Annotated in this window: 32 protein-coding genes; 26 read left to right on the forward strand and 6 right to left on the reverse strand. The window is 49.2% G+C overall.

Annotation, left to right across the window (positions count from 1 at the left end; genetic code table 11):
- The first annotated feature begins 141 nt into the window (after positions 1-141).
- The 14 genes from EHT87_RS27935 to EHT87_RS31460 all read left to right on the forward strand — a co-directional run bounded on the left by EHT87_RS27935 (position 142) and on the right by EHT87_RS31460 (position 8,746).
- Positions 142-561, forward strand: coding sequence for a DUF1801 domain-containing protein (locus tag EHT87_RS27935; RefSeq protein WP_124910068.1), 420 nt, complete (start codon positions 142-144; stop codon positions 559-561).
- A gap of 173 nt (positions 562-734) precedes the next feature.
- Complete coding sequence (locus EHT87_RS27940; RefSeq protein ID WP_124910069.1) at positions 735-1,328, forward strand: dihydrofolate reductase family protein; 594 nt, start codon at positions 735-737, stop codon at positions 1,326-1,328.
- Positions 1,329-1,365: 37 nt separating this feature from the next.
- Complete coding sequence (locus tag EHT87_RS27945) at positions 1,366-1,731, forward strand: DUF2200 domain-containing protein (RefSeq protein WP_124910070.1); 366 nt, start codon at positions 1,366-1,368, stop codon at positions 1,729-1,731.
- Between the two features lie 40 nt (positions 1,732-1,771).
- Positions 1,772-2,233 carry an SRPBCC family protein gene (locus EHT87_RS27950; protein WP_124910071.1) on the forward strand — a complete coding sequence of 154 codons (462 nt, stop codon included), beginning with the start codon at positions 1,772-1,774 and terminating at the stop codon, positions 2,231-2,233.
- Positions 2,234-2,275: 42 nt separating this feature from the next.
- A complete protein-coding gene (locus tag EHT87_RS27955) occupies positions 2,276-2,839 on the forward strand; it encodes a Crp/Fnr family transcriptional regulator (RefSeq protein WP_124910072.1) in 564 nt (187 codons plus the stop codon).
- A 73-nt stretch (positions 2,840-2,912) separates the two neighbouring features.
- Positions 2,913-3,851 (forward strand): alpha/beta fold hydrolase, encoded by a 939-nt coding sequence (locus tag EHT87_RS27960; RefSeq protein WP_124910073.1) that lies wholly within the window; start codon positions 2,913-2,915, stop codon positions 3,849-3,851.
- Positions 3,852-3,880: 29 nt separating this feature from the next.
- On the forward strand, positions 3,881-4,777 hold the full coding sequence (locus EHT87_RS27965) for an NmrA family NAD(P)-binding protein (protein WP_124910074.1): 897 nt from the start codon (positions 3,881-3,883) through the stop codon (positions 4,775-4,777).
- 292 nt (positions 4,778-5,069) lie between these two features.
- Positions 5,070-5,459, forward strand: coding sequence for a VOC family protein (locus EHT87_RS27970; protein ID WP_124910075.1), 390 nt, complete (start codon positions 5,070-5,072; stop codon positions 5,457-5,459).
- 481 nt (positions 5,460-5,940) lie between these two features.
- A complete protein-coding gene (locus EHT87_RS27975) occupies positions 5,941-6,903 on the forward strand; it encodes an SDR family oxidoreductase (RefSeq protein WP_124910076.1) in 963 nt (320 codons plus the stop codon).
- A gap of 18 nt (positions 6,904-6,921) precedes the next feature.
- Entirely contained in the window at positions 6,922-7,326 is a 405-nt protein-coding gene (locus tag EHT87_RS31675; RefSeq protein ID WP_374756045.1) for a hypothetical protein, read from the forward strand.
- A 99-nt stretch (positions 7,327-7,425) separates the two neighbouring features.
- Positions 7,426-7,722: a helix-turn-helix domain-containing protein gene (locus EHT87_RS31680; RefSeq protein ID WP_229321413.1), complete on the forward strand. Its 297-nt coding sequence runs from the start codon at positions 7,426-7,428 to the stop codon at positions 7,720-7,722.
- A 60-nt stretch (positions 7,723-7,782) separates the two neighbouring features.
- Positions 7,783-8,142, forward strand: a complete 360-nt coding sequence (locus EHT87_RS27985; RefSeq protein ID WP_124910077.1) for a TfoX/Sxy family protein — start codon at positions 7,783-7,785, stop codon at positions 8,140-8,142.
- Complete coding sequence (locus EHT87_RS27990) at positions 8,142-8,558, forward strand: PH domain-containing protein (RefSeq protein ID WP_124910078.1); 417 nt, start codon at positions 8,142-8,144, stop codon at positions 8,556-8,558. The genes EHT87_RS27985 and EHT87_RS27990 overlap by 1 nt, the downstream gene beginning before the upstream one ends.
- 50 nt (positions 8,559-8,608) lie before the next feature.
- Positions 8,609-8,746 (forward strand): hypothetical protein, encoded by a 138-nt coding sequence (locus tag EHT87_RS31460; protein ID WP_185716367.1) that lies wholly within the window; start codon positions 8,609-8,611, stop codon positions 8,744-8,746.
- Between the two features lie 52 nt (positions 8,747-8,798).
- Here EHT87_RS31460 and EHT87_RS27995 read toward each other — a convergent pair whose 3' ends face one another.
- Together EHT87_RS27995 and EHT87_RS28000 are read right to left on the reverse strand one after the other, a co-directional pair.
- Complete coding sequence (locus EHT87_RS27995; protein ID WP_124910079.1) at positions 8,799-9,005, reverse strand: helix-turn-helix transcriptional regulator; 207 nt, start codon at positions 9,003-9,005, stop codon at positions 8,799-8,801.
- Between the two features lie 10 nt (positions 9,006-9,015).
- The gene (locus EHT87_RS28000; RefSeq protein WP_124910080.1) at positions 9,016-9,357 is read right to left on the reverse strand and encodes a hypothetical protein; all 342 of its coding nucleotides are present in this window, start codon (positions 9,355-9,357) and stop codon (positions 9,016-9,018) included.
- A 354-nt stretch (positions 9,358-9,711) separates the two neighbouring features.
- Here EHT87_RS28000 and EHT87_RS28005 point away from each other — a divergent pair, with 354 nt between their 5' ends.
- The 7 genes from EHT87_RS28005 to EHT87_RS28035 all read left to right on the forward strand — a co-directional run bounded on the left by EHT87_RS28005 (position 9,712) and on the right by EHT87_RS28035 (position 15,201).
- Entirely contained in the window at positions 9,712-10,533 is an 822-nt protein-coding gene (locus EHT87_RS28005) for an alpha/beta fold hydrolase (protein WP_124910081.1), read from the forward strand.
- Between the two features lie 167 nt (positions 10,534-10,700).
- Entirely contained in the window at positions 10,701-11,396 is a 696-nt protein-coding gene (locus EHT87_RS28010; RefSeq protein WP_124910082.1) for an SIP domain-containing protein, read from the forward strand.
- 12 nt (positions 11,397-11,408) lie between these two features.
- Positions 11,409-12,278 (forward strand): AraC family transcriptional regulator, encoded by an 870-nt coding sequence (locus tag EHT87_RS28015; protein ID WP_124910083.1) that lies wholly within the window; start codon positions 11,409-11,411, stop codon positions 12,276-12,278.
- A gap of 24 nt (positions 12,279-12,302) precedes the next feature.
- Positions 12,303-12,683 (forward strand): hypothetical protein, encoded by a 381-nt coding sequence (locus EHT87_RS28020; RefSeq protein ID WP_221622084.1) that lies wholly within the window; start codon positions 12,303-12,305, stop codon positions 12,681-12,683.
- 109 nt (positions 12,684-12,792) lie between these two features.
- Positions 12,793-13,227 (forward strand): nuclear transport factor 2 family protein, encoded by a 435-nt coding sequence (locus EHT87_RS28025; protein ID WP_124910085.1) that lies wholly within the window; start codon positions 12,793-12,795, stop codon positions 13,225-13,227.
- A gap of 50 nt (positions 13,228-13,277) precedes the next feature.
- A complete protein-coding gene (locus tag EHT87_RS28030) occupies positions 13,278-14,030 on the forward strand; it encodes a helix-turn-helix domain-containing protein (RefSeq protein WP_124910086.1) in 753 nt (250 codons plus the stop codon).
- Positions 14,031-14,061: 31 nt separating this feature from the next.
- Entirely contained in the window at positions 14,062-15,201 is a 1,140-nt protein-coding gene (locus EHT87_RS28035) for an FAD-dependent oxidoreductase (protein ID WP_124910087.1), read from the forward strand.
- Positions 15,202-15,226: 25 nt separating this feature from the next.
- Here EHT87_RS28035 and EHT87_RS28040 read toward each other — a convergent pair whose 3' ends face one another.
- Positions 15,227-16,699, reverse strand: a complete 1,473-nt coding sequence (locus EHT87_RS28040; RefSeq protein ID WP_229321415.1) for a M14 family metallopeptidase — start codon at positions 16,697-16,699, stop codon at positions 15,227-15,229.
- 94 nt (positions 16,700-16,793) lie between these two features.
- Positions 16,794-17,168: a fluoride efflux transporter CrcB gene (gene crcB, locus EHT87_RS28045; protein ID WP_229321417.1), complete on the reverse strand. Its 375-nt coding sequence runs from the start codon at positions 17,166-17,168 to the stop codon at positions 16,794-16,796.
- 59 nt (positions 17,169-17,227) lie between these two features.
- Between crcB and EHT87_RS28050 the strand changes: the two genes are divergently transcribed.
- From EHT87_RS28050 to EHT87_RS28070, 5 genes are all read left to right on the forward strand, one after another.
- Positions 17,228-18,559, forward strand: coding sequence for an APC family permease (locus EHT87_RS28050; RefSeq protein ID WP_124910088.1), 1,332 nt, complete (start codon positions 17,228-17,230; stop codon positions 18,557-18,559).
- Between the two features lie 177 nt (positions 18,560-18,736).
- The gene (locus EHT87_RS28055) at positions 18,737-19,186 is read left to right on the forward strand and encodes a DinB family protein (RefSeq protein ID WP_124910089.1); all 450 of its coding nucleotides are present in this window, start codon (positions 18,737-18,739) and stop codon (positions 19,184-19,186) included.
- Positions 19,187-19,312: 126 nt separating this feature from the next.
- Entirely contained in the window at positions 19,313-19,702 is a 390-nt protein-coding gene (locus EHT87_RS28060) for a hypothetical protein (protein WP_124910090.1), read from the forward strand.
- A 153-nt stretch (positions 19,703-19,855) separates the two neighbouring features.
- Entirely contained in the window at positions 19,856-20,962 is a 1,107-nt protein-coding gene (locus EHT87_RS28065) for a type I restriction endonuclease (RefSeq protein ID WP_124910091.1), read from the forward strand.
- A gap of 139 nt (positions 20,963-21,101) precedes the next feature.
- Positions 21,102-21,563, forward strand: a complete 462-nt coding sequence (locus EHT87_RS28070) for a DUF2846 domain-containing protein (protein WP_124910092.1) — start codon at positions 21,102-21,104, stop codon at positions 21,561-21,563.
- Between the two features lie 101 nt (positions 21,564-21,664).
- Here EHT87_RS28070 and EHT87_RS28075 read toward each other — a convergent pair whose 3' ends face one another.
- Both EHT87_RS28075 and EHT87_RS28080 read right to left on the reverse strand, forming a co-directional pair.
- The gene (locus EHT87_RS28075; RefSeq protein ID WP_124910093.1) at positions 21,665-22,291 is read right to left on the reverse strand and encodes a gluconate 2-dehydrogenase subunit 3 family protein; all 627 of its coding nucleotides are present in this window, start codon (positions 22,289-22,291) and stop codon (positions 21,665-21,667) included.
- A 28-nt stretch (positions 22,292-22,319) separates the two neighbouring features.
- Positions 22,320-22,769 (reverse strand): four helix bundle protein, encoded by a 450-nt coding sequence (locus tag EHT87_RS28080; RefSeq protein ID WP_124910094.1) that lies wholly within the window; start codon positions 22,767-22,769, stop codon positions 22,320-22,322.
- Positions 22,770-22,826: the final 57 nt, after the last annotated feature.

A 22,826-nucleotide genomic window follows, 5' to 3' on the forward strand; every position in this document is an offset into this window, starting at 1 on the left:
ATGTAAACTGTGCGCCATAAGCCCGCTTCGGGCTGGAAGCCATTTCTCTATTCCTTACTCGCGGCACGCGAGCGACAACGGAGAACCGGAGCCAAAGAGAGTAGAAAACGCCAAGTAAGGACCTTGTCATTTGATACGAACATGGAACAGCAAATCGAAAACTATATCAGTAGCCAGCCTGAACCCAAACGCAGCGACATGCGGGCGTTGCACCGCATCATGCTGCAACTCATGCCAGCCTGTCAGTTGTGGTTTCTGGATGGTAAAAACAGTGAAAACAAAACGGTTTCTAACCCCAACGTCGGCTATGGGTTTCGCACCATCACCTATGCCGATGGAACAACCCGGGCGTTTTATCAAATTGGTATGAGTGCAAACACCACCGGAATCTCGGTCTATATTCTTGGTATCAAGGATAAGAACTACTTAGCCCAGACCTATGGAAAACAACTCGGCAAGGCGAGTGTGAGCGGGTATTGCATTAAGTTCAAAACGCTAAACGATATAAACATCGGTATACTGGAAGCGGCCATACGCGATGGGCTTGAGCAGGAACCATAATTTGCGGTCGGTGCGGACACCGTCCGATGAAAAAATCAGGCGATAGCGACAACGGCCCCCGTCTCGCAGCACGATCTCTACTTGTCGTATTCAGCCACTAAGCTTGTCGCATTCACACTGCATTAACACGGTGCATTTTAGCGAAATTTGTATCGTATTAAAACAGCCCTACGATGAGAAAAATAATTGTTTTATCCATGATTACCTTAGATGGTGTCATGCAGGCACCGGGTAGCCCCGAGGAAGATCCATCCGGCGGTTTCAACTATGGCGGCTGGACGGCCCCTTATGGTGACGAAGTGCTTGGTCAGGTCATGGAAAAACTGATGAAACCGGCCGATCTGCTGTTGGGGCGAAAAACCTTCGAGATCTGGGCCGACTACTGGCCAAAGCACGCCGACTTTTGGCCCGGAATTAACGAGGTTACAAAATACGTCCTGTCCACGACCCTGACAGCCTCCGATTGGCAAAACTCGGTATTCCTCGAAAGTTTGGCCGACATCGAAAAGCTCAAAAATTCAGAAGGTTCTGACCTGAAAGTTTGGGGCAGCAGTAAACTTATTCAGTTGTTACTGAAGCATGATTTGGTGGACGAACTCTGGCTCCAGATTCACCCCCTGACGCTTGGTGAAGGAAAAAAATTGTTCGATAACGGCCCGATTCCGGCAGCGTTTACCTTAACAGAGAGTGTTGTTACGTCAAGTGGCGTATTTATTGCCAATTACAAGCGAGCCGGGGACGTTAAGACCGGTACTGTTGGCGTTTAAGAAAAATAAAAACTGCGTTTACACGAAACCAGACGGTATGAAAGCAACGCCCGAACACGATGAGCGAATCGCAAAACTAACTTTCGCTTCGGTGTATCCGCATTATGTCACCAAAGTCGAACGTAAAGGCCGGACAAAAGAAGAATTGCACCACGTAATTACCTGGCTGACAGGATTTGACGAAGATAAACTGCAAGAACTCATTGCCGAAAAGGTGACTTTTGAAGCCTTCTTTCAAAATGCCAGGCTAAACCCGGCTGCTCACCGTATTACGGGCGCCATCTGTGGCTACCGGGTGGAAGAAATCGAGAATCCGTTAACGCAACAAGTCCGGTATTTAGACAAGCTGGTGGACGAATTGGCACAAGGCCGTAAGATGGAGAAAATTTTGCGGGTTGTGTAAAACGAACGGCAGCGCTACTTCCAACAAAAAAGCACTTCCTATGACACCCGAAATCAGGACAACGCCCCCCGACTGCGAGATTGTCAGTTCAAGAATCTTCCCTGTAAAAAGAGAACTTCTTTTCCGGGCCTGGTCTGACCCCAATCACCTGAAAAAGTGGTGGGGACCAGCCGGTTTTACCAACACGTTCCATGAGTTTGACTTTCGGGTTGGCGGAAAATGGCGTTTTACCATGCACGGACCCGATAAAGGAAACTATGCGAATGAATGTGAGTTTACCACGATCGACGAACCGTCGCTTATCGCCTGGAAACGCTTTTCCAAACCGCTGTTCCAGGTCGTTGCCACCTTTGAAGACGTATCAGACGATCAGACAAAACTTGTTTTTAAGATGCTCTTCAATACCGCCGACGAATGCCGGAAAGTAAGACCATTTGCGGTTGACAAAAACGAAGAAAACTTTGACCGACTTGAAAATGAATTAACTCAAATGGCCCTGTAAATAAGCCAGTTGACGTTTATGAAGTGACCCGTAACCCGAACAATGGAAGAATTTATAACCTTTATAAAAACCATTATCTGGATCGATGATTTTGATCTGCAACTGGTTCTTTCCCGGTGCACCGAAAGTCAAATTGCCAAAGGGAAAACGATCCTGAAGAAAGGGCAAATCGCCAGGCAGTATTTTTTCATTGTGTCGGGTGGCGTCCGGTTTTTTTACGACCGGAATGACCAGGAAAATACAACGTGGGTAACGTTTAAAAATGAGTTTTTTACCGAGATTTCAAGTCTCCATCCCCAAAAGCCGTCCCGGTTTACGATTGAGGCCATTGAAGACACAAAACTGGTGGTGATCGACAAAAAGGACATGGATTTTTTATACGGCCACGTTCCCGTTTGGGAAGAATTCGGCCGGAAAATCTGGGAAGCCATGTCGGTGCGAATGATCGATCAGATCCTGAATTTTCAGACGCTGTCGGCCGAAGAACGGTATCTGGAAATTATGACTAACCCCGAATTTTTACAAAAAGTCCCCATCAAGCAGCTGGCTGCGGTTCTGGGCATTACCCCCAATGCCTTAAGCCGGATCCGGAAAAACATCCGGTAAATTTCATTATCTACCACTTGGTAGTTTTTGCTCTTCACCAGCCACCTACCTTTGAGTCGCTAAAAATAAAGCAATGACTCAAACGAAAGACAATACACCGGTGTCTCAGAATCCCTATTCGGATGATGAATTAATAAAAGACTTTCCGGGCTTTTCCAATCAGTATGCAACCGTCAACGGAGTACGGCTGCATTACGTCGAGGGCGGTAGCGGGATGCCGCTGATCTGCTTGCCCGGCTGGCCCCAAACCTGGTATTCGTATCATCCGGTGGCAACGCAGCTTGCCCGGCTATACCGGGTGATTATTGTTGACATCAGGGGCATGGGTAGTTCGGAAAAACCCGCTTCGGGCTACGACAAGAAAACAATGGCAACGGATATTCTGGGGCTGGTACGGCATCTCGGATTAACGAAAGTTCACCTCATGGGCCACGACATTGGCGGCATGGTGGCCATGAGTTTTGCTTTTAATTTTCCCGAATTTACCGAAAAGCTCCTGGTTCTGGATGGTTCGCACCCCAGCGAAGGTATGCTGCAAATGCCATTGATGCCAGCCGCCGGCACGTTTACGGAGAAAATGGATGCCACGATGCCGTATGCCTGGTGGATGGGCTTTAATCAGGTAAAAGGACTACCGGAAAAGCTCCTGGAAGGGCGGTTTCAGTACCTGCTGGATTGGCTTTTTCACTACGTGATGATCGATGATCGTAATATGACTTCGTTTGAACGAGACGTGTATGCGTCTGCTTACAACGAAGCCGATAGCATCCGGGCGTCTAATGCCTGGTATCAAACCTTTACGCAGGATATTGAGCATGCAAAAACCTATCAGCCCCTGGCCATGCCGGTATTGGGAATTGGGAGTTACATTAGCTACCAGTACATGAAAATGGGGTTGCCGTATGTCGCAACCGACATAACCGTAATAGGGATTCCGGAGAGCGGGCATTACCTGTTTGAAGAGAAGCCGGAACAGGTGCTTGACGCGGTTTTCAGCTTTCTAGAAGCCTAAACAAGAGAACATTCATAAAAAATCAAGACATGAAAAAAGCAATTTTAGTAGCCGGTGCCACCGGGAATTTAGGAAGAAAAATCTGCCGGGAACTGATAAAAAGAGGGGCCGATGTAAGTGCCCTCGTCCGGGCCTCGACCGATCCCGAAAAGATCGAAAACCTGACAAAAATGGGCGTCAAGGTTATGGAGGTTGATTTAAACAGCATCGACGAAATTGCGAAGGCCTGCGCCGGTATGCATTGCGTGGTTTCCGCGCTCGCGGGTTTGGGCGATGTAATCGTGGCTACACAAAAGCGAATTCTGGATGGTGCCCTGCAAGCCGGTGTTCCACGATTTATCCCGTCCGACTTTTGCACGGATTACAATGATCTGGTGCCGGGCGAAAACCGCAATTTTGATTTACGGAGAGAATTTAAAGCCTACCTGGACAGCACTTCCATCCGGGCGTCGTCTGTTTTCAATGGTGCTTTTGCGGACATTCTAAAATACAACACGCCGGTTTTAAACCTAAAAGACAAGAGCATTGGATACTGGGGCGACAAAGCAGACTGGAAGCTGGACTTCACCACCATGGATGATACCGCTGCCTTTACGGCCGAAGTGGCTCTGGAAGATACCGCACCCCGTGATTTACAGATTGCCAGTTTCCAGGTCAGCCCCAATGACTTATGGGCTGATGTGAAAGAAGCAACCGGTCAGGAATTCAGAATCCACCAACTGGGCAGCCTCGAAGACTTTGCTCAATACATCAAAAAGCAACGAGCCGACCATCCGGCTGGTGAAAATGAGTTGTATGCCAAATGGCAGCAAAGCCAATACATGTACTCCATGTTTTCGACGCAACACCATCAACTGGCTAACGAACGGTATAAAAACCTGACCTGGACAACCGATTTAGCGTATATTAAGTCTTTTGTCAACTAAAAAAAGGCCGTAGAGCCTGGCAATTGCCAGGCTCTACGGCCTTCCCGAAGTCTCCACGGGTGGCCTCCCAATTTCCGGTGCTGAACGGTTTCGGCCAACCGGTTTTAATGATTACTTTCGCTTCCGGGCTTATGTTTTTCAACCACCGCGCTAGAGTCCTACCATCAACCTGAGTGCAAACCGTTCGGAAGAGAACATCCGTGACAACCGGGCGCGTGGTTCGACCGCAATCCGCACCAGCTAAACCGGATGTTCATTAAAAAGCTAACACTAACTTATAAATGAGCCAATTATGACGAAAAACAGGATCGCCACGGTAACGCCTTTCCTGACGGTCAACAATGGAAAAAACGCGGTTGACTTTTATGTATCGGCTTGGGGAGCCGTCGAGACAGAAAGGTTTGATCGGCCTGATGCCAAATTGACTTCCAAAATAACCATTGGGGGTGCCGAATTTTGGGTAGGCGACGAAGAACCAGAATTTGGCAATGTAAGCCCCGACCAACGTTCAAATAGCCCGGTTAGAATGATTTTCCAGACGAAACAGGCTGACGAACTATTTGAGAAAGCCCTAACGCTGGGTGCGACAGAAATTTGCCCCATGACTACCGAAACCGACTGGAGAATAGGGAAACTGAAAGACCCATTTGGGCACATCTGGGAAATTGGTTACACGCTGTAAGGCTGAAAACCTGACCACAACCCGAAGCAAAAAGCAACGAACCACTTGTACGGTTGGCTACAAAGCTGTTTAGTTTCTGAAAATGTTCAACCCATCGTTGCCGCTAAAATAGAGCGGCAACGAAAGACCCGGTTGAAAAAAATGGCCACAACGAATTCTGCACCAGCATCAACAACCCACAGGAGGTCGTAACCGATGCCAACGCCACCTACTCCGATGCCGCCGGGTATCTGGGAAGTACGCATTATGAGGAATAGATTTCGAAAGCGGAAAACCTGCGCTAAAAGGCCGCAGCGCCCGCGTGGTGCCACTACACCGACGGCCATCGGCTGTCAACGAAAAAAGGATTGCCACGACAAGGCAATCCTTTTTTTTCGCTCCGGCGGTTGACCTTCACAACAAAACAAAATTGGACGTCACAACAAAGTCGCCTACTGCTTTAATCAGGAATTTTGTGCTTTTCATCAAAGACAAAAATAAAATGATTAACCAAACGGTAGTAGTAACCGGAGGCACCGGATTTGTGGGTATCCATACCATTCTACAGCTTTTACAAAAAGGGTATACAGTAAATACCACGCTTCGCTCCCTGTCGAAAAAAGACAGTCTGATCACCGCTTTGAAAGAAGCCGGAATCGATGATTTTAGCGCACTGGCTTTTTTTGAGGCCGATTTAACCAGCGACACCGGCTGGAATGAGGCCGTGGCGGGTGCGGACTTTGTGCTGCACGTCGCGTCACCGTTTCCGGCCCAGGATCCCAAAGAAGAAAATGACCTTCTTATTCCGGCCCGCGATGGTGCTCTGCGGGTGCTGAAAGCCGCCAGAAAAGCGGGCGTAAAACGGGTTGTCCTGACCTCTTCGTTTGCGGCTGTTGGCTACAGTGCCAATCGAAAAAACCGTATTTTTACCGAAGAAGACTGGACGGATGCCACCGCACCGATTCCGCCGTATATCAAGTCGAAAACCGTGGCCGAAAAAGCGGCCTGGGAGTATATCAGAACCGAAGGCGGTGATATGGAACTGACGGTGATCAATCCGGTCGGAATTTTCGGGCCGGTTTTGGGTGGAATCACCTCGGCCTCGCTGGATATGGCGGTTTCCGGAATCCTGAATGGCACCATCCGGGAAAGTCCGGATTTTACCATGGGCGTTGTCGATGTGCGGGATGTGGCCGCTATACACATCACGGCCATGACGCATCCTGACGCCGGCGGAGAGCGGTTTATTGCGGCTTCCGATGGCGTCATGAGCTTTTATGATGTAGCCGAACTATTTAAAAAAGAGCGGCCTCAATGGGCTGAACACATCGCCGACATGCAACCGACGCCCGCAGAATTTTACATCCAAATCGCCAACCAAAAAGCCAGAACCGTATTGGGCTGGCACCCGCGCAGCAAAGAAGCGGCCTTATTGGCAAGTGCTGATAGCTTGCAAAAGAATTAATATTTTTAGGCTATAAAATTGAAAGTTAACAACCTACAATCCTGCCATTTAGGCCCTGAAATATCCCCTGAGCAATTCATATCAGATCATTTTTTTCTGTATTTATTGAAAGGATCAATCAAGGCATTTGACGGGCGAAATACGTATACGATGAATCCGGGCGATTTCTGCATCGCCCGGAAAAATCATTTGGTCCGGTATACGAAGTATAAGGAAAACGACCTCTTTGAAAAGATAATCATTATACTGGACGAGCCCTTTCTGAAAAAATTTCAGGAGCGTCATCCGGTCGATGTACCGGTTTTTTCCAACGATAACTCGTTTTTGTTCGTAGAAGAGACTAAATTCATACAGAGCTTTGTGCATTCGCTGGAACCCTGTTACACCGGAGATTTACAGACGAAGAAACGTTTGCTGACTTAAAAAGGGAAGAACTGCTGCTGATTTTATTGAAAGCCAAGCCGCAGCTTGCCGGCGTTTTTTTAACTTCAACACGCCCAAAAATTGAATCTGGAAGAATTCATGAACCGTAATTTCCGCTTCAACATCAGTCTGGACCGTTTTGCGTATCTTACGGGCCGAAGTTTATCGTCTTTCAAACGGGATTTTCAGAAACTATTCGGCACCACGCCAGCCACCCGGCTCAAAAAGAAGCAGCTGGATGAAGCTCACTTTCAACTCGCGAACCAGCACATCAAACCGGGCCATGTTTACCTGGAAGTAGGGTTTGAAGATTGGTCGCACTTTTCGTTTGTCGTTAAAAAACAATTTGGTAAAACACCAACGGAAGTAGCTGGAAATCAAGCAGCACACAGGTGATGCGGTTCTGCCATAAGCAAGGGTATCTCCGCGAATCTATCCAAAAAAACGAATCTGATCATGGCCTATACCGAAGAAACCGCTCACCGAATCCGCCAGACCTTAGTCGACAAAGGGGTTAATTTCACCGAAAAAAAAATGTTCAGCGGCTTGTGCTTCCTGGTAGACGAGAAGATGTTTTGTGCCACGCATTTCGACCAGAAACGCGACGAAGACCTGCTCCTCTGCCGCGTCGGCCTGGATGTGTACGAAACCGCCCTCGAACAAAACGACTGCCTTCCGATGGACTTTTCGGGAAAATCCATGAAGGGTTATGTCTATGTAACGGAAAACGGCTTCAAAAGCCCGAAAGAACTGGACCGCTGGCTCCAGCTTTGTCTGGACTTTAACCCGCTGGCCAAAAAGAGCAAAATGACGTAATGACAAAAATTTATCCATCCAAAATAGGGCTTGAGCTGGTTATCCCACTTGCGTTGGTTCTTGGCTCGGTCAGTACCCTGATGCTTCTCAACCGGCTCTGGCCCGGCATCTTCATAATGCTGGCCGTGGTTGCATTTATCGTTCATCTGTTTCTGACCACTTCGTATACCATCCAGGACGGGAAGCTGGAAGTAAAATCCGGTTTTTTATACCAGTCCACCATCGCCATTGGTTCCATTCGCCAGATCCGGGAAACCCGGAGCCCATTAAGCTCACCGGCCACGTCGTTAGACCGACTCGAAATCGTTTATAATCGGTATGACAGCGTTATCCTGTCGCCCAAAGACAAGCAGGGTTTTATCCATGACCTGCTCCGCCTGAATCCGAGTATTGAGGTAAAATACCGCCATCACTAGACCGGATTCTGCTCTTCACCGACTCAGAAAAAGAAACCCGCCACCGGATTATGGAAAACGACCTTTTTGATTTCATTTCAACGTATATGCCGCTGTTGGACGAAGAAAAGAAAGCGATTATGTACCTGGCGATCTTCAGAACGTATAAAAAGGCTGCAACGCAAATGGCCCACGTATTTCCTGTTTGAGCCCGGACTGCCTTTTGGGGTCAAGTTTTAAGGATAGAAAATGAGGAAAGCCCTAGGTCCAATCTGTTTCCTCCAGAATAAAAATAGCCTCAACGGTCGTGTTGAATACGGAAGCGAGTTTCAAAGCAAGGGTAGTGGAAGGGACGAACTTTCCAATTTCAATGGAATTGATCGTTTGTCTGGAAACGCTTACTTTATCGGCTAGTTCTGCCTGCGTAATATTCTGCTTTGCCCGTTCTACTTTTAAAGCATTTTTCATTTCCAACCGGTTATTTCCAGGAAAGGTACAATCGTAAATAATAGATACTGAGCGCCAGGGCAAAAACGAGAATGAGAAAGTAGTTGATATCGGTCAGTTGAAACGAAATCAGCTGATGCGCGTAGAAATTCGAACTGATCAACTTGAAACCATAGCCAATAATCAGCGCAATGGAAGTTGAAGAAGATTTTAAGAGAATGGCCCGTTCATCTTCTCTTTTCTCTCTGCTAATAAACAAAATAAACAACCCAACGAGCAGCGGTATCTCGGAACCCGCCGACTGATCAACCAGATCGGTTATAATTCCGATTCCTATCAACAAAAGGCCAAGGTATTTAACGAGTCTATTCATGGCTTTAGAAAGTTTAGTATACTTGTCCAAAAGTAATCTATAAGCGACTAAAAGATAAGTAAACTGTACTTTTTTTAACCAAATAGTTTGCAGATGGCCTTGGTTTGCCGAGGAAAGGTTCAGACTCATCCATAAACCGTGGGAGGAGGGTCATCGGGCAAAAATTCAGCAGGAACTGCCACCAGCTTTCAGACTATTCATTCTTGAAAAGATGCTTTTCCGGCGTATCAGGCGCGTCCGACACCCTCATTCCGGCTGTGTGTTGATAAGAAAGAGTGATTTTATGGCAGCAAAAACCATCAGAAAAAGTATCTTGTCTGAAACTTTATTCAACACTAACCAAAACGTAAGAAAATGGCGACGATCACCCTAAAGGACGGAACCGAAATTTATTACAAAGACTGGGGCACCGGTCAACCAATTGTATTCCATCACGGCTGGCCGTTGTCGGGCGATGACTGGGATGGCCAGATGATCTTTTTTCTGAATCAGGGTTTTCGGGTCATTGCCCACGATCGCCGGGGACACGGCCGATCGTCGCACACCGACATCGGACACGACATGGAAACCTACGCAGCCGATGTAGCGGAGCTGACGGAGTTTCTGGACTTGAAAGATGCGATCCACATCGGTCACTCGACCGGTGGCGGTGAAGTGATTCGGTATGTGGCGAAATACGGGCAGGGCCGCGTTGCAAAGGCGGTATTGATCAGTGCCGTTGCGCCCGTTATGGTGCAATCCGAAACGAATCCGGACGGTATTCCGCTGTCGGTATTCGATGAAATCCGGGTCGGAACGGCCACCCAGCGACCCCAATACTTTCAGGATTTTACGATTCCTTTTTATGGCTACAACCGGGAAGGCGCCAAGGTTTCGCAGGGAATTCGGGACAACTGGTGGCGGCAGGGTATGATGGGTTCCATCAAAGCGCATTGTGATTGCATCAAGGCGTTCTCGGAAACCGATTTTACCGAAGACCTGAAAAGTGTCGATTTGCCGGTGCTGGTGTTGCACGGCGAAGATGACCAGATCGTTCCCTTTGCTCTAACGGGTGCCCGGTCCGTCAAATTACTGAAGAATGGAAAGCTGATCTCCTACCCCGGTTTTCCGCACGGCATGCCGACGACCGAAGCGGCCACCATCAATGCCGATTTATTAGCGTTTATTAATTCGTAATATCCTCTTCTGGCCGGCGTCTTCGCCGGCCACTTTTTAAACCTGCACATGGGTCGGTCAGGACATCGACCGCAGAAAACACCAGCCATTTGTCCACCTATTCCCGCCATTTATAGGACAAATGCCCTCTGCCGCTTCGATACCTTTGCCAAAAGAAATCGAATCAAATGGCAAATATCCTGAAAAAAGCAGTAGCGGGTTTATTCGAAAAGATGCTAACGCCGTCACGCGTGCTGGCCGTTCGTGCCTGGCAGCCGGCCACGCTGTACGAAGTCGATGTGCATGTTCCCACGATTCCGCTGGAAAAATGGAATACCATCAAACGGTTGAAATGCAAGGTCGGTGAGCTTGAATTCCGGGATTATACCCCGGCCTTGTGGAATGCCGACAAAAAAGTGTGTACGATGTACATCGAAGCCGGGCATCAGGGAGCCGGCAGTCGATGGATTCAGCAACTGAAACCGGGTGACGAAATCCTGTTTGGCGCGGCCCACGCGGCCCAATTGCCCGCTCAGGAAGGCAAACTGTTGTGTCTGGGAGACGGCAGTGCTCTGGGGCATTTTTTAGCCTTGAAGCAATTAACCGACCGGCGAACCTACCCGATGGATGTCGCGGTTTTTTTGCAGGATCAGTACCAGATACCGCCACCACTCACAGAAAATAATCCCGAATTTGACTTCATCCCAAAACCGCATGGCGTTAGCCTTGATGCGCTGGAGCAATGGTATCGATCAAAAGAGTTAAGGAATTACACTTCTATTTATATTGCGGGAAATATACCAATGGTGACCAGCCTGCGGAGAAAATTGAAAGCGATACCAGACGTGCAGGCAAAAATCTATTCGTACGGATTTTGGTCATAATAAAAATAGAGAATGGCGAAAGAAACGATCCAGCTCCTGCAATTGGAGGAAAGCAGGTACGGCGTAGGAATTTTCTCACTATCAGATCCTGCCCTGCTGGACTACCGATCGGCAGAAATTGCGTTCCCACACCGCCACGACCATTACTGCTGCTTTTTTATCGAAACCGGGCACCTGAATTTTACGATTGATTTCCAGAATTTGGAAATTCCGCCTTCGTCTCTCCTGGTATCCTGCCCCGGACAAGTTCATCAGCTCGGTTATGCCAACAAGGTGACGGGGTGGGGACTCGCTTTCGATGCCCGGTTTATCGACCAGAATGCCCGTCTGGTGATTGAACAATCCTTCGCAAAAGCCGCCTTACTGTCTTTAGATTTTTCCGAAAAAGAGTGGTTTACCACCCTTTTTCAATTGATTTACGCAGCCGTTGAGGAGAAAAAACCGACGCAATTTCAGTCTCAGCTCATCCATACGTTGATCAATGCCTTTTTTTACAAAACCGTAACGCTTTATCAATCGCAGGAAGATGAACGCATTCAGGCCTATTCGTTACGTCGGGTTGAGATTGCGAAAACGTTTAGCCAGTTGGTGAAGGACCATTTTCTGCAGCTCAAAAAACCGGCCGATTACGCTTCAAAAATGAATATAACCGTTAGTTATCTGAACGATACGGTCAAATCCGTAACCGGATTCCCCGCTACGTATTTTATCCAGCACGAAATTTTTCGGGAAGCCCAGCGACTCTTATTTTACACCGGTAAAAGCGTGAAGGAAATTGCTTTTCAACTGGGGTATGAAGATTACAAATACTTTATCCGGCTGTTTGGCAAGACAGTAGGCGCATCACCGGCAAATTTTAGAAAAACCAGTCAATCATCGTGACCTTCTACTTTGCAAACACAGCTCATGCAGGATCTCATCAAAAAATTCAAGTTTAAGGGCACCGGCGTTGTTCTGAATGCACCGCCAGCCCTAAAGGCCGCGTTTGAACAGCTCGGTTTTAAAACCAGCTTTGACAAAACCGCCAAAAGCACCAACACACTGGTTTTCGTCACGAACAACACGGAGTACCTCGATTTCCTTAAAACCGGTTTGGATGCGATTGAATCCGACAGTGTTTTGTGGTTTGCCTATCCGAAAGGCACCTCAAAGATCAAAACCGACATCAACCGGGACACCCTTCGGGTAACCGGCGAAGAATTTGGCATCACGACCGTCACCGCCATTGCCATCGACAACACCTGGAGTGCGTTGCGGTTTAGACCGGTCGACAAAGTGGGGAAGTAGCCCGACAAAAATTAAGCTGAAAAGGATAAACTGTTCGCTCTTCCGGCGGGTTAAATTGGCGGAGACGGATGGGCCGAATCCGGGACGAACCAATTATGTCGCACTACCGATGGAAACTTTTTCAACCCGCGATTTACTTGTTGAAGTAATCAACAAGTTATTTGTGTATACCGACTCCCAGGCCTGGGACAAACTTCAGAATGAGGTGTTTACCGAAACCGTCTTGTTTGATATGTCTTCGCTGGGCGGGGCGAAAATGGACATGACCGCAACAGCCATCTGCGAGATGTGGAAAGCCGGTTTTGCTGGCATCGATTCCGTCAATCACCTGGCGGGCAATTATCTGGTTGACATTCAGGGAAAAAGCGCAACGGTTTTTGCCTACGCTACGGCCACGCACTACAAGAAATCGGCAGTAAACGGCCCCACGCGGGAATTTGTCGGGACGTATGACCTTCACCTGACTCAAAAAGAAGCCGGCTGGCGAATCGATCAATTCAGGTACAACGTAAAGTTTACGACCGGCAATCGTGATCTGACGTAACGATTTTTCACCTTGCGATCAGCCCTATAAACTGGTTACTATCCCGCAAAATGCCCGAAACCGACCTTGCGTATACGCTCGTTAAGCCCACGCCGGCACTCGCCGATCTGGTGGAAAGCTTCTGGATGCTTGCCAATCAAACCCAGGACGAAAAAGAGGTAGTGGTTTTACCGGATGGCCGGTTTGACATTTTCTTTTCCCTTTCAGCGACCGAACCGTTCCACGTTACGCTGTCCGGGTTGGGGAGTGAACCTTCCCAAAGCGCGCTGGCGCCTGAAGCGGTCATCTGTGCGGTCAGTTTTAAATTACTCGCCGTTGAATACCTCCTTGAGACGCCCCTCGTATTGGATAAAATTGACTATTTACCGGCCAACTTCTGGGGCATTACCGCCGATGACCTCATGGATTTCGAGCGGTTTTGCAGTAAAGTGATCGCTAAAATAATGAGCTTGCGAAAAGACCCGATCGATGAACGGAAGCGCAACCTGTTTGACCTGATCTATTCTTCACAAGGCTCCCTGCCCGTCCAGCAACTCTCCGAAGCGGTTCAGTGGAGCAGCCGCCAGATCAATCGCTATTTTAACCAGTGGTTTGGCATTTCCCTCAAAGCGTATTGTAACATTCTGCGCTACCGGGCTTCATTCGACCAGATTAAAGAGGGCAAGTTGTTTCCTGAACTAAATTTTGCCGACCAGGCCCATTTCATCAAAGACGTAAAAAAATACTCCGGCGTTACCCCCAAAGAGCTCACCAAAAACAAAGACGACCGATTTATACAATTTTCAACCTTGCCGAAAAAGTAGTTTTGTCCCATCACAAACTACTTTTTCAACCATGCTTATTCAAGACAAAACGATCGCGATCGTGGGCGGAGGTCCCGGCGGTCTGACACTGGCCCGGCTTCTCCAACAAACCGGGGCGTCTGTAACCGTATACGAACGGGATTTCAGTAAAGAGGCCCGGGTGCAGGGCGCAACCCTCGATCTGCACGAGGATGCCGGTTTGGAAGCGCTCCGGCAAGCCGGTTTGATGGACGCCTTCAAAGCCAATTTCCGTCCCGGAGCCGACAAAATGCGGATTGTCGATAAAAATGCAACCATTCTTCTCGACGAAGACGTCAATAAAGACAATGAGCTGTTCCGGCCGGAGATCGACCGCGGTCCGCTACGGAAAATCCTGCTGGACTCGCTGCAACCCGATACCGTGGTGTGGAACAGCCAGTTAGTAACGCTGGCACCGATGGGTACAGGCTGGAAACTCGAATTTCAAAATGGCTCGTCGGCGCTCGCAGATCTGGTAATTGCCGCCGATGGGGCCAACTCCAGAATACGTCCCCTCATAACGCCCATCACCCCCTTTTATTCGGGCATCACCATTGTTGAAGGAGCGGTCCTGGCTTCTGAAACCGCCACCCCAACCATTCACAAGCTGTTAAACGGTGGAAAAATATTTGCGCTGGGTAATGAGAAAACGTTGATTGTCAGCTCGAAAGGTGACGGAAGCCTGGTTTTTTATACCGGCTGTAAAACGGATGAATTCTGGTTTCGAAACGCCGGAATCGACTTCACCGACAAGGCTCAGGTGCTTACCTGGTTTCAGCAGGCGTTTGCGGACTGGGACCACATCTGGCTCGAACTGATTGAAAAGGCTGAAGTTCCTTTTATCGTTCGTCCGCAATATTGCATGCCCCTGGATCAGCATTGGGATGCGTTGCCTAACCTGACGATGCTAGGCGATGCCGCACACCTGATGCCGCCCTATGCGGGCGCGGGCGTCAATATGGCGATGCTGGATGCGTTGGAATTAAGCGCTTGCCTGACCAATACCGCCTTTCCTGACCTGCAAACCGCCATCGCAGCGTATGAAAAACAGATGCGCGCCCGGTTCGCGGAGGTGGGCAAACTAACCCTGGAGCAAACCGCTTCCCTGCATTCTCCCAACGCCCTTGCCGATATGCTCGCCCTGTTTGCCTAACTGACGAATGGAGAAAATCAGCAAATCACTCCACAACCCCGGTTCCCAGCTTATTCAAACCGCTGCTGATATCTACCCAGAAACCGTTCACAAATACATACCGCAACTGATTGCCCCGGCGCAAAACGAAAGTCGGAATCCGGCCGGTCTGGATGGGCCGAACAGCCGTGGTCGTGGGCTGAAGCAGGTGAACCGGCGACAAGTGGGTGGTGGCCCGCGACGGTGTTGCCAGCCGGAAGGTCGTGATGCCCTGCTGCACCAGCGAATCGAGTTTATATTTTTTCAGATCGGCCATAGACCGCAGCGTATCGGGGTGAATTTGGCCCGGCGAAACCGTCAAACCCGTCGCGTCGATTTCTTCGATGCCGAAAAAGGTGGACAGATCACCGAAGTCGTCGATGGAACTGCGGTAGCCAAAGGTGGCCGCATTGCCGACATTGACCTCGTTGCGATTGATCCCAATATCGACCGTCACCGGTTTTCCGCCCCGCATTAGCTGCGCGTTTCGGATCAGCACATCGAACAAATACCGCTCGTTTTCCGGGATCGTGTTGTATTCCGAACGGGACTCGGCTTTGTAGGAATCCGTCGCAATGGCCTGTAAAGCCGTCAGAATAGCAACGTAATTCAGTTTGCGGATGAATTGCTTTTCGGGATCATTTGGATATCCGCCCGACTCGATCAGAATCAGCGTCGTTCCCCACTTCTGGATGTTATCGCCAAACGCCCGGGGTTCAAACTCGTCGGAATACCGCCCGACACCGCCGGGAATAAATTGCTGCAACACCCGGTTCATGCCCACAATCAGCTGCATCGAGCGTTCGCGCACCGGATTGATGTTCCGCGCTTCGTCGTAGGCCGTGGCCAGAAACGAAATGGTAGCCTGTTTGGGCGAATGGCCGACGCTGTAACGGGTGCTCTGGTCGTGGAGATTAAACCCAACCAGCGGTTTCAGCGACTGTTGTAATCCTTTCAGAATCACGGATTCCGGCGATTGCAGCCGCAGGGCATCCCGGTTCAGGTCGATGTCCAGAGCGTTCCGGCGCTGATACCGCTCCGCGCCATCGGGGTTCAGCATCGGCACAAAATACAGCGTCGTTTCGGCCAGTACCTGCTTTTTGAAATCGTCAAAAGCACCATCGGCCCGGAGGAAATTGAAAATGTCGAAAATCGCCATCGTCGCCGACGGTTCGTCACCGTGCATCTGCGACCACAGCAGCACTTTACGCGGCCCCGTCCCGATTTTGATCATCTGAATTGGCCGTTTCTCCACCGACTCCCCCACTTTCGTGATTTCAAACCGGCTGTCGGTTTTCAGCCGGTCGATCAACGGCAGCAGATCGGCGTGTTTAAACCGCCGGTGCGTCAGGGCGCTATCACGGTAGGTGTCGTGCGTATCGAATAATTGCTTTGAGAAGGTCAAATCCTGAGCGTATGCGGTAGTCATCAGAAACAAAATAAAGGCAAAGATGGCAAAGGATGAAGAAGATTTCAGCATGGTATGAAGTGAGTTATCTTTCTAAATTTTACCCCAACCCTTAAAGGGGCTTTAAAAAGCATCGTCCGAAGCCCCTTTAGGGGTTGGGGGTAAATTAGCGCCCGAGGTACAAACCCGCCATCGACGCCAGCAGACACAACACCACGTTCAGCACCACATTCGATGCCGCAGCCCACCAGCGACCGGTTTGCATCAAGAATAAGGTATCCGTACTGAAGGTCGAAAACGTGCTTAAACCGCCACAAAAACCCACACCGAGCAACAGCCGGTACGTTTCCCGACCGGAAACCCGGGCCGTTAGCCAGCCGACCAGAAAGCCCAGAATCAGGCTCGCTACCAGATTGACAATCAGCGTGGAAGCCGGGTAGGCTGTTTTAAATACCGGCTGCAGGTAGCGACTGACTGCGTAGCGGGTCATGCTGCCCAAACCACCTCCCAAAAAAACCAGCCAAAACGGATTCGTCATCATTTCTGCCAAATCAAGCTGTAAAATAGGCGGTTTTTGGCGAAAAAGCCTATTATTGTAGAATGACACCCCCCGAAACGAACCGTCCTTCCCAACTCCTTCGCCTTTTAGGCGTCGGCTTCGGTGTTGCCGTCACCATTGGTGGCACCATCGGCACCGGTATTCTCCGCCGACCGGGCACCATTGCACAGGAATTGGGGCAACCGTCGCTCGCCCTGCTGGTCTGGGCGCTGGTGGGTGTTTACGCGCTGATTGGCTCGCTGCAGGTGATCGAACTGGGTACCATGATTCCGAAAGCCGGGGCGTGGTACGTCTTCGCGCGCCGGGCGTTTGGCGATTACGTCGGGTTTCTGATCGGGATCAGTAGCTGGCTCGGCAGTATTGCGGCCATGGCCTTCGGGGCGGCAGTGATGGGCGAATATATTGCGCTGCTGGTTCCGGGTTTGTCAGCCTACATCAAGGTCATGGCGATTGGGATTCTGCTGGCTTTTACGGCTTTTCACCTCATCGGCGTCCGACTCGCCAGCCGGGCGCAGGAAGTCATGAGTTTCATCAAAGCCCTTGGTTTACTGGCCTTTGTGGTCATTTGTTTTGCCTACACCCCCGACGAACCGCTGCAATTTTCCGGCGACAACTCCATTCCCATCGAAGGTTCGCTGCTAGTGGGTATTCTGGCGGCTTTGCAGTCGGTTTTTTATACGTACGACGGCTGGCACACGGCGGCTTATTTTACCGAAGAAGACATCAATCCCAACAAAAACCTGCCGCGTTCGATGATGATCGGCGTTTTGCTGATTATCGGAATTTACTTGCTGGTCAATCTGGCGCTGTTTCATGTGCTGCCCATCGAACAACTGGCGAAATCCAAACTCCCGGCGGCCGACGCCGTGCAGGTGCTTTTCGGGCCCGCCAGCGCGAAAGTGGTGACCCTCCTGCTGATGATTTCGATTATGGGAATTATCAACGCCCAGATCATGTTCAACCCGCGGGTTTTGTTCGCCATCAGCCGCGACGGCCTGTTTGCCAAGCTTTTCACCCGCGTCAATACCGGCGGAACCCCCGCCCCCGCCATGTTTCTGACCGTCGCCATGTCGATCCTGATGATTGTCACCGGCACCTACAGCAAACTGTCGGATGTGGCCTCGTTCTTTTTCGTGCTGTGTTACGCAGCGGCTTTTGCGTCGCTAATTCGGCTGCGAAAAACCGCCCCCGAATTACCGCGCCCGGTCCGGGCCTGGGGCTATCCGGTTACGACCTGGCTGATGCTGGTCGCGTCGCTGGCTTTTCTGGTGGGCGTCATTTACAGCGACTTGTACAGCAGCGCCTATGCCGTCGGATTCATTGTGCTGAGTTATCCGCTGTTTTTGTTGGTGAAGCGGCTGAACCGGTCTTGATTTCCAATAGGAACGATTACATACTATAGCCCCGGATTTTAATCCGGGGAATACGGAGAGAGAATAATAGCAACAGGAACCGTTTCAACGGTTTTTTTACTCTCGGTTTCCCTCATAAACCAACCGCTAAAACGCTGGGCTGTGGTTTTCGGTCTACCGATTCAATGACTGCTTTTTATGCTGCAAACCCTAAAAGCCCTGTTCGCCCGCGACCTGAAACGCTTAAGGCGTGAAATCGAACTTTATCAGAACGAGGAGAAACTATGGATTCTTGACAAGGAAATCCCCAACACGGCGGGCAATCTGTGCCTGCATCTCGTGGGGAATCTGAATACGTATATCGGGGCGGTTTTGGGCAATACCGGCTACATCCGCCACCGCGACCTTGAGTTTTCGCGCCGGAATGTCCCGCGGAGTGAGTTACTCCGGCAAGTTGACGAGACGCTGGCGATCGTTTTGAGTTCGCTCGATCGAGTGAACGAAGAACAGCTTGCCGAAGACTATCCGATGCTGGTATTTGAAGAAAAAACGACGACCGAATACTTCCTCATTCATTTAACGACTCACTTGGCCTATCATCTGGGGCAAATCAATTACCACCGCCGGTTGCTGGATACCAAATCATAAGCGGTTTTTCGGATTTCCTTTTATCCGGTTCTCCAACCATACGTAAAATTTCGCAAAATTATATGGTATAGCCATGTACCTTGCAATACAAAGTAGACAAGGGATTTCAACTTAATTAACACGAAAATGAAAGCATCGTATTTTATTCTGGCATTCAGTTTATGGGTGAGCCTGGTGAGTTTTACAACCGTTCGAAACGAGCCCCAATTTGATCGTACTTCGGTGAGCGTCAAAGACTCGGACGTGTTTTACGAATTCTCCGCGACCTACGATCCGGCTAAAACCGGAAAGGTTCAGAGCTACCTCGACGACCATTTGAGACAACGCGGAGATGCTTCCTTTAAAAATGCCGAGCTTGATGCCACGATGACGCTGAACGACAAGACGGTTTTTTACATCAAATCATCTCCCGGTAAACTGCTGATCAAATTCGATAAAAGACGAAACTCCAGTAAAGCCTACGCCCGGTTTAAGAAATTGGGGGATGATCTGAGAGCGTTTTTGACTGACAAATAGATTTTGGGGTTCATCTGACCAGGCCTCCGCCCTCAACTTGAAACTGAGGGCGGAGGCCTGGTATTTTTACTTAATCCCGCAAATACTTTTATCACTCACTTGCTTTTGTCTGATAACGTCTTACGTTTGTACATCCTAAAACCACTTTACCTGATGGACTTCAAAGACCAGATCAAACAATTGGGCGACCGTATCGTCCGGCTCAAAGACTCTATTCAGACCGAGGAAGCAACTAAAACGGCTCTTATCCTCCCATTTCTCAACACGTTAGGTTACGATGTCTTTGACCCGCATGAAGTGTCACCCGAATTTATCAGTGACATCGGCACCAAGAAAGGTGAGAAGGTTGATTACGCCATTCTGAAAAACGGCCAGCCAATTATCCTCATTGAATGCAAGCACCATAACCAGAGTTTAACCCTTCACGACAACCAATTACTCCGGTATTTTCACGTAACAAAAGCGAGGTTTGGAATACTGACCAATGGCGTAATTTACCGGTTTTATACCGATCTGATGGAGCCAAACAAGATGGACCAGAAGCCATTTCTCGAAATCAATCTAACGGAAATGAAGGAGGTCCACTTTGAAGAATTGAAGAAATTCCATAAGTCGTATTTCGATGTCGATTCAATCCTTTCAACGGCCAGTGAGCTAAAATACATGGGCGAGCTCAAGCCACTCATTGTTCAGGAAATGTCTGATCCATCGGATGCCTTGGTGCGGTATCTGGCCAAACAGGTATACCAGGGCCAGATTAACGCCAAGTGGTTTGATTACTTCAAGGCTTTAATAAAAAAAGGATTTCAGCAAATTGTGACCGACCAGATCACCGACCGCCTAAAATCTGCCCTTACCAAAGAAGAGCAACAGGATGCGTCGGCAGTGGTGGTCGCATCAGCGGTTGATGTGGCCGCCGAAGTGAAGAAAGATCCAAACATCGTTACTACCGCCGAAGAACTGGAAGCCTTCTATATAGTACGGGCCATTCTCCGGTCGACTATTAACGGAGAGCGCATCTACCACCGGGATGCTCAGACTTACTTTGCAATCCTACTGGATGATAACAATCGGAAACCGCTTTGCCGTCTGTATATGAACGGTCAGAAGAAGTATATTGCTTTTCTGGATGAAGCAAGGAAAGAAATTAAGCATGAAATTCAGTCGCTGAATGATGTTTATAACTTCACCGAACACTTACAAAAGTCACTGGCGCTGATGGATAATAAAGCAGAAGGGAGTAAAGTCGGGAATGGATAATTGTGGAGTAGTATGTATAAAATATATGCTTAATGTCTCACGTTAAGTAGTACTTCAGGCCCTTTTACTCATTTATCCGACTCCATTTATACAAAACCGCTTCCTGTTTGTTCATTTCCCAAACCAACTCTTTACCGGTATGAAGACCAGGACTTTACTAGCAGCTTTGGCGGTTTTGGGAATGAGTTTAACCAACGGATTTGCGCAATCGAATCCGGAGGCAACTCCTTCAGAATCAGCCACGGTTTATGTCTACCGCAGCAGCGCACTGATGTCGAGTGCCCGCAAATATGGGGTATACGCCAATGGCAAACTCTTGTGCAAAATTGGCAACAAACGCCATTGCCAGGTATCGTTGCCAATCGGTCCCGTTACGTTCACCACCAAACTGGCCGGGTTGACGCTGGTTCCTAAAAAGCGTCCCCGCCTGGAGTTGACGCTTGAAGCCGGCAAAACCTATTACCTGCAAGCGGACTTGAAAACAAAATTATTTCCCCTTCAGGCCGTATTACCGTTGACGGAAGTGGTGCCCAATCCCAGCAAACTAAACGAGATCAAAAAGTCGAAAACCGAACCGACTTTGCTGAGTTCTGCGGAATAGGCTATGCCGATGGGAACACTGATGAAACGGATTGGACGGATCAAAACGGATTTTTAATCTGTGTCAATCCGTCCAATCCGTTTCATCAGCGTTCCTATACTTTATTTTTTCGGCTCTTCGTAACTCAACCCGTACTGTTTCAGAACATCCTCCGGAACGCCATCCCATTGGTTGGGCGTGTTGCCCACGTACCCCAGATCTTCGATGCCCATCTTGCTGGTGTAAAAACCGCCCAGAACGAAGTTGCGCAGGTAGGTGAAGAACGCGACGCCCTGCGTCATGTCCGACGGGACTTTTTTGCCGGGATACGCAATCTGCTCGACCATGTCGATTTGCTGCTCTTTGGTGCATTTGGCAAACGGATTCCCGTAGCGGCTGACGCATTTTGCATTCAGCCAGCGCAGTCCACCGCGCATCGGCGTCTGGTTCCGGGGCTGATCGCGCATCATGAACTCGATAAACGCCGGGACACCGGCCTGCGACGCACTCCCCGATTTGGCATCGGCCGGAATGATGATGTCGCTCAAAAGGGTAACGGTTTGCAACTCCGCCGGGGTAAAAAACGGCTCTGCCGCGAGCAGTTTCAGGTCGCGTTCGGCTTCGAACTTCTGACGCCCGGGCAACAGTTTAACGGCGGGTTTGGGTTCGGGAACTGCAGCCTCCACGGGGTTAACCGCCAGGCCCAACGATGTCAGGGATAGGGCTTTAAGAGTATCTCTGCGTTTCATGTTTTAAAAGGTTTACGGTAGTCGGTTTTCAGTGTTCGGTGTTAAAATCAGCATCCTCTCTGAGGTCATAAGACACTTCGTCTTCTGCAGCTTTATATTTTAAACCGCGTACGGGTGACTTCTTAAGTGCCTGGATTAAACCAAATAGCATTTTGCCGGTGCGGTCTGTAGTTGAATAAAACAAATCGAATTGCTCCTGACTAATATGTTTTCGATCCAAAGCCCGATACAATTGTGATTTTACTTCTGTACTGGAACCGGTCGAATAGCCAAGGAACAAAATAAATTCCGCTCGATTTCCACGACCAAAGCCTTCGGCAATGTTATCCATAATCGAACCACTCGCTCGATTAATCTGATTCTTCAATTCAAAATCTTTCGAAAAGCTGCCTTCCTGAGTAAGCCTGAACACATCATGCGATAGCTTTCGAGCTAACTTCCAGACTTCTAAATCCTCAAATCGATTGATCTTAGCCATTTAGTGAATAGTACAGCACTCCGAAAAACCGTATACCGAAAACTGAAAACCGTATAC

Origin of the sequence: Larkinella knui (assembly GCF_003858645.1) — a bacterium.
Lineage (GTDB): Bacteria > Bacteroidota > Bacteroidia > Cytophagales > Spirosomataceae > Larkinella > Larkinella knui.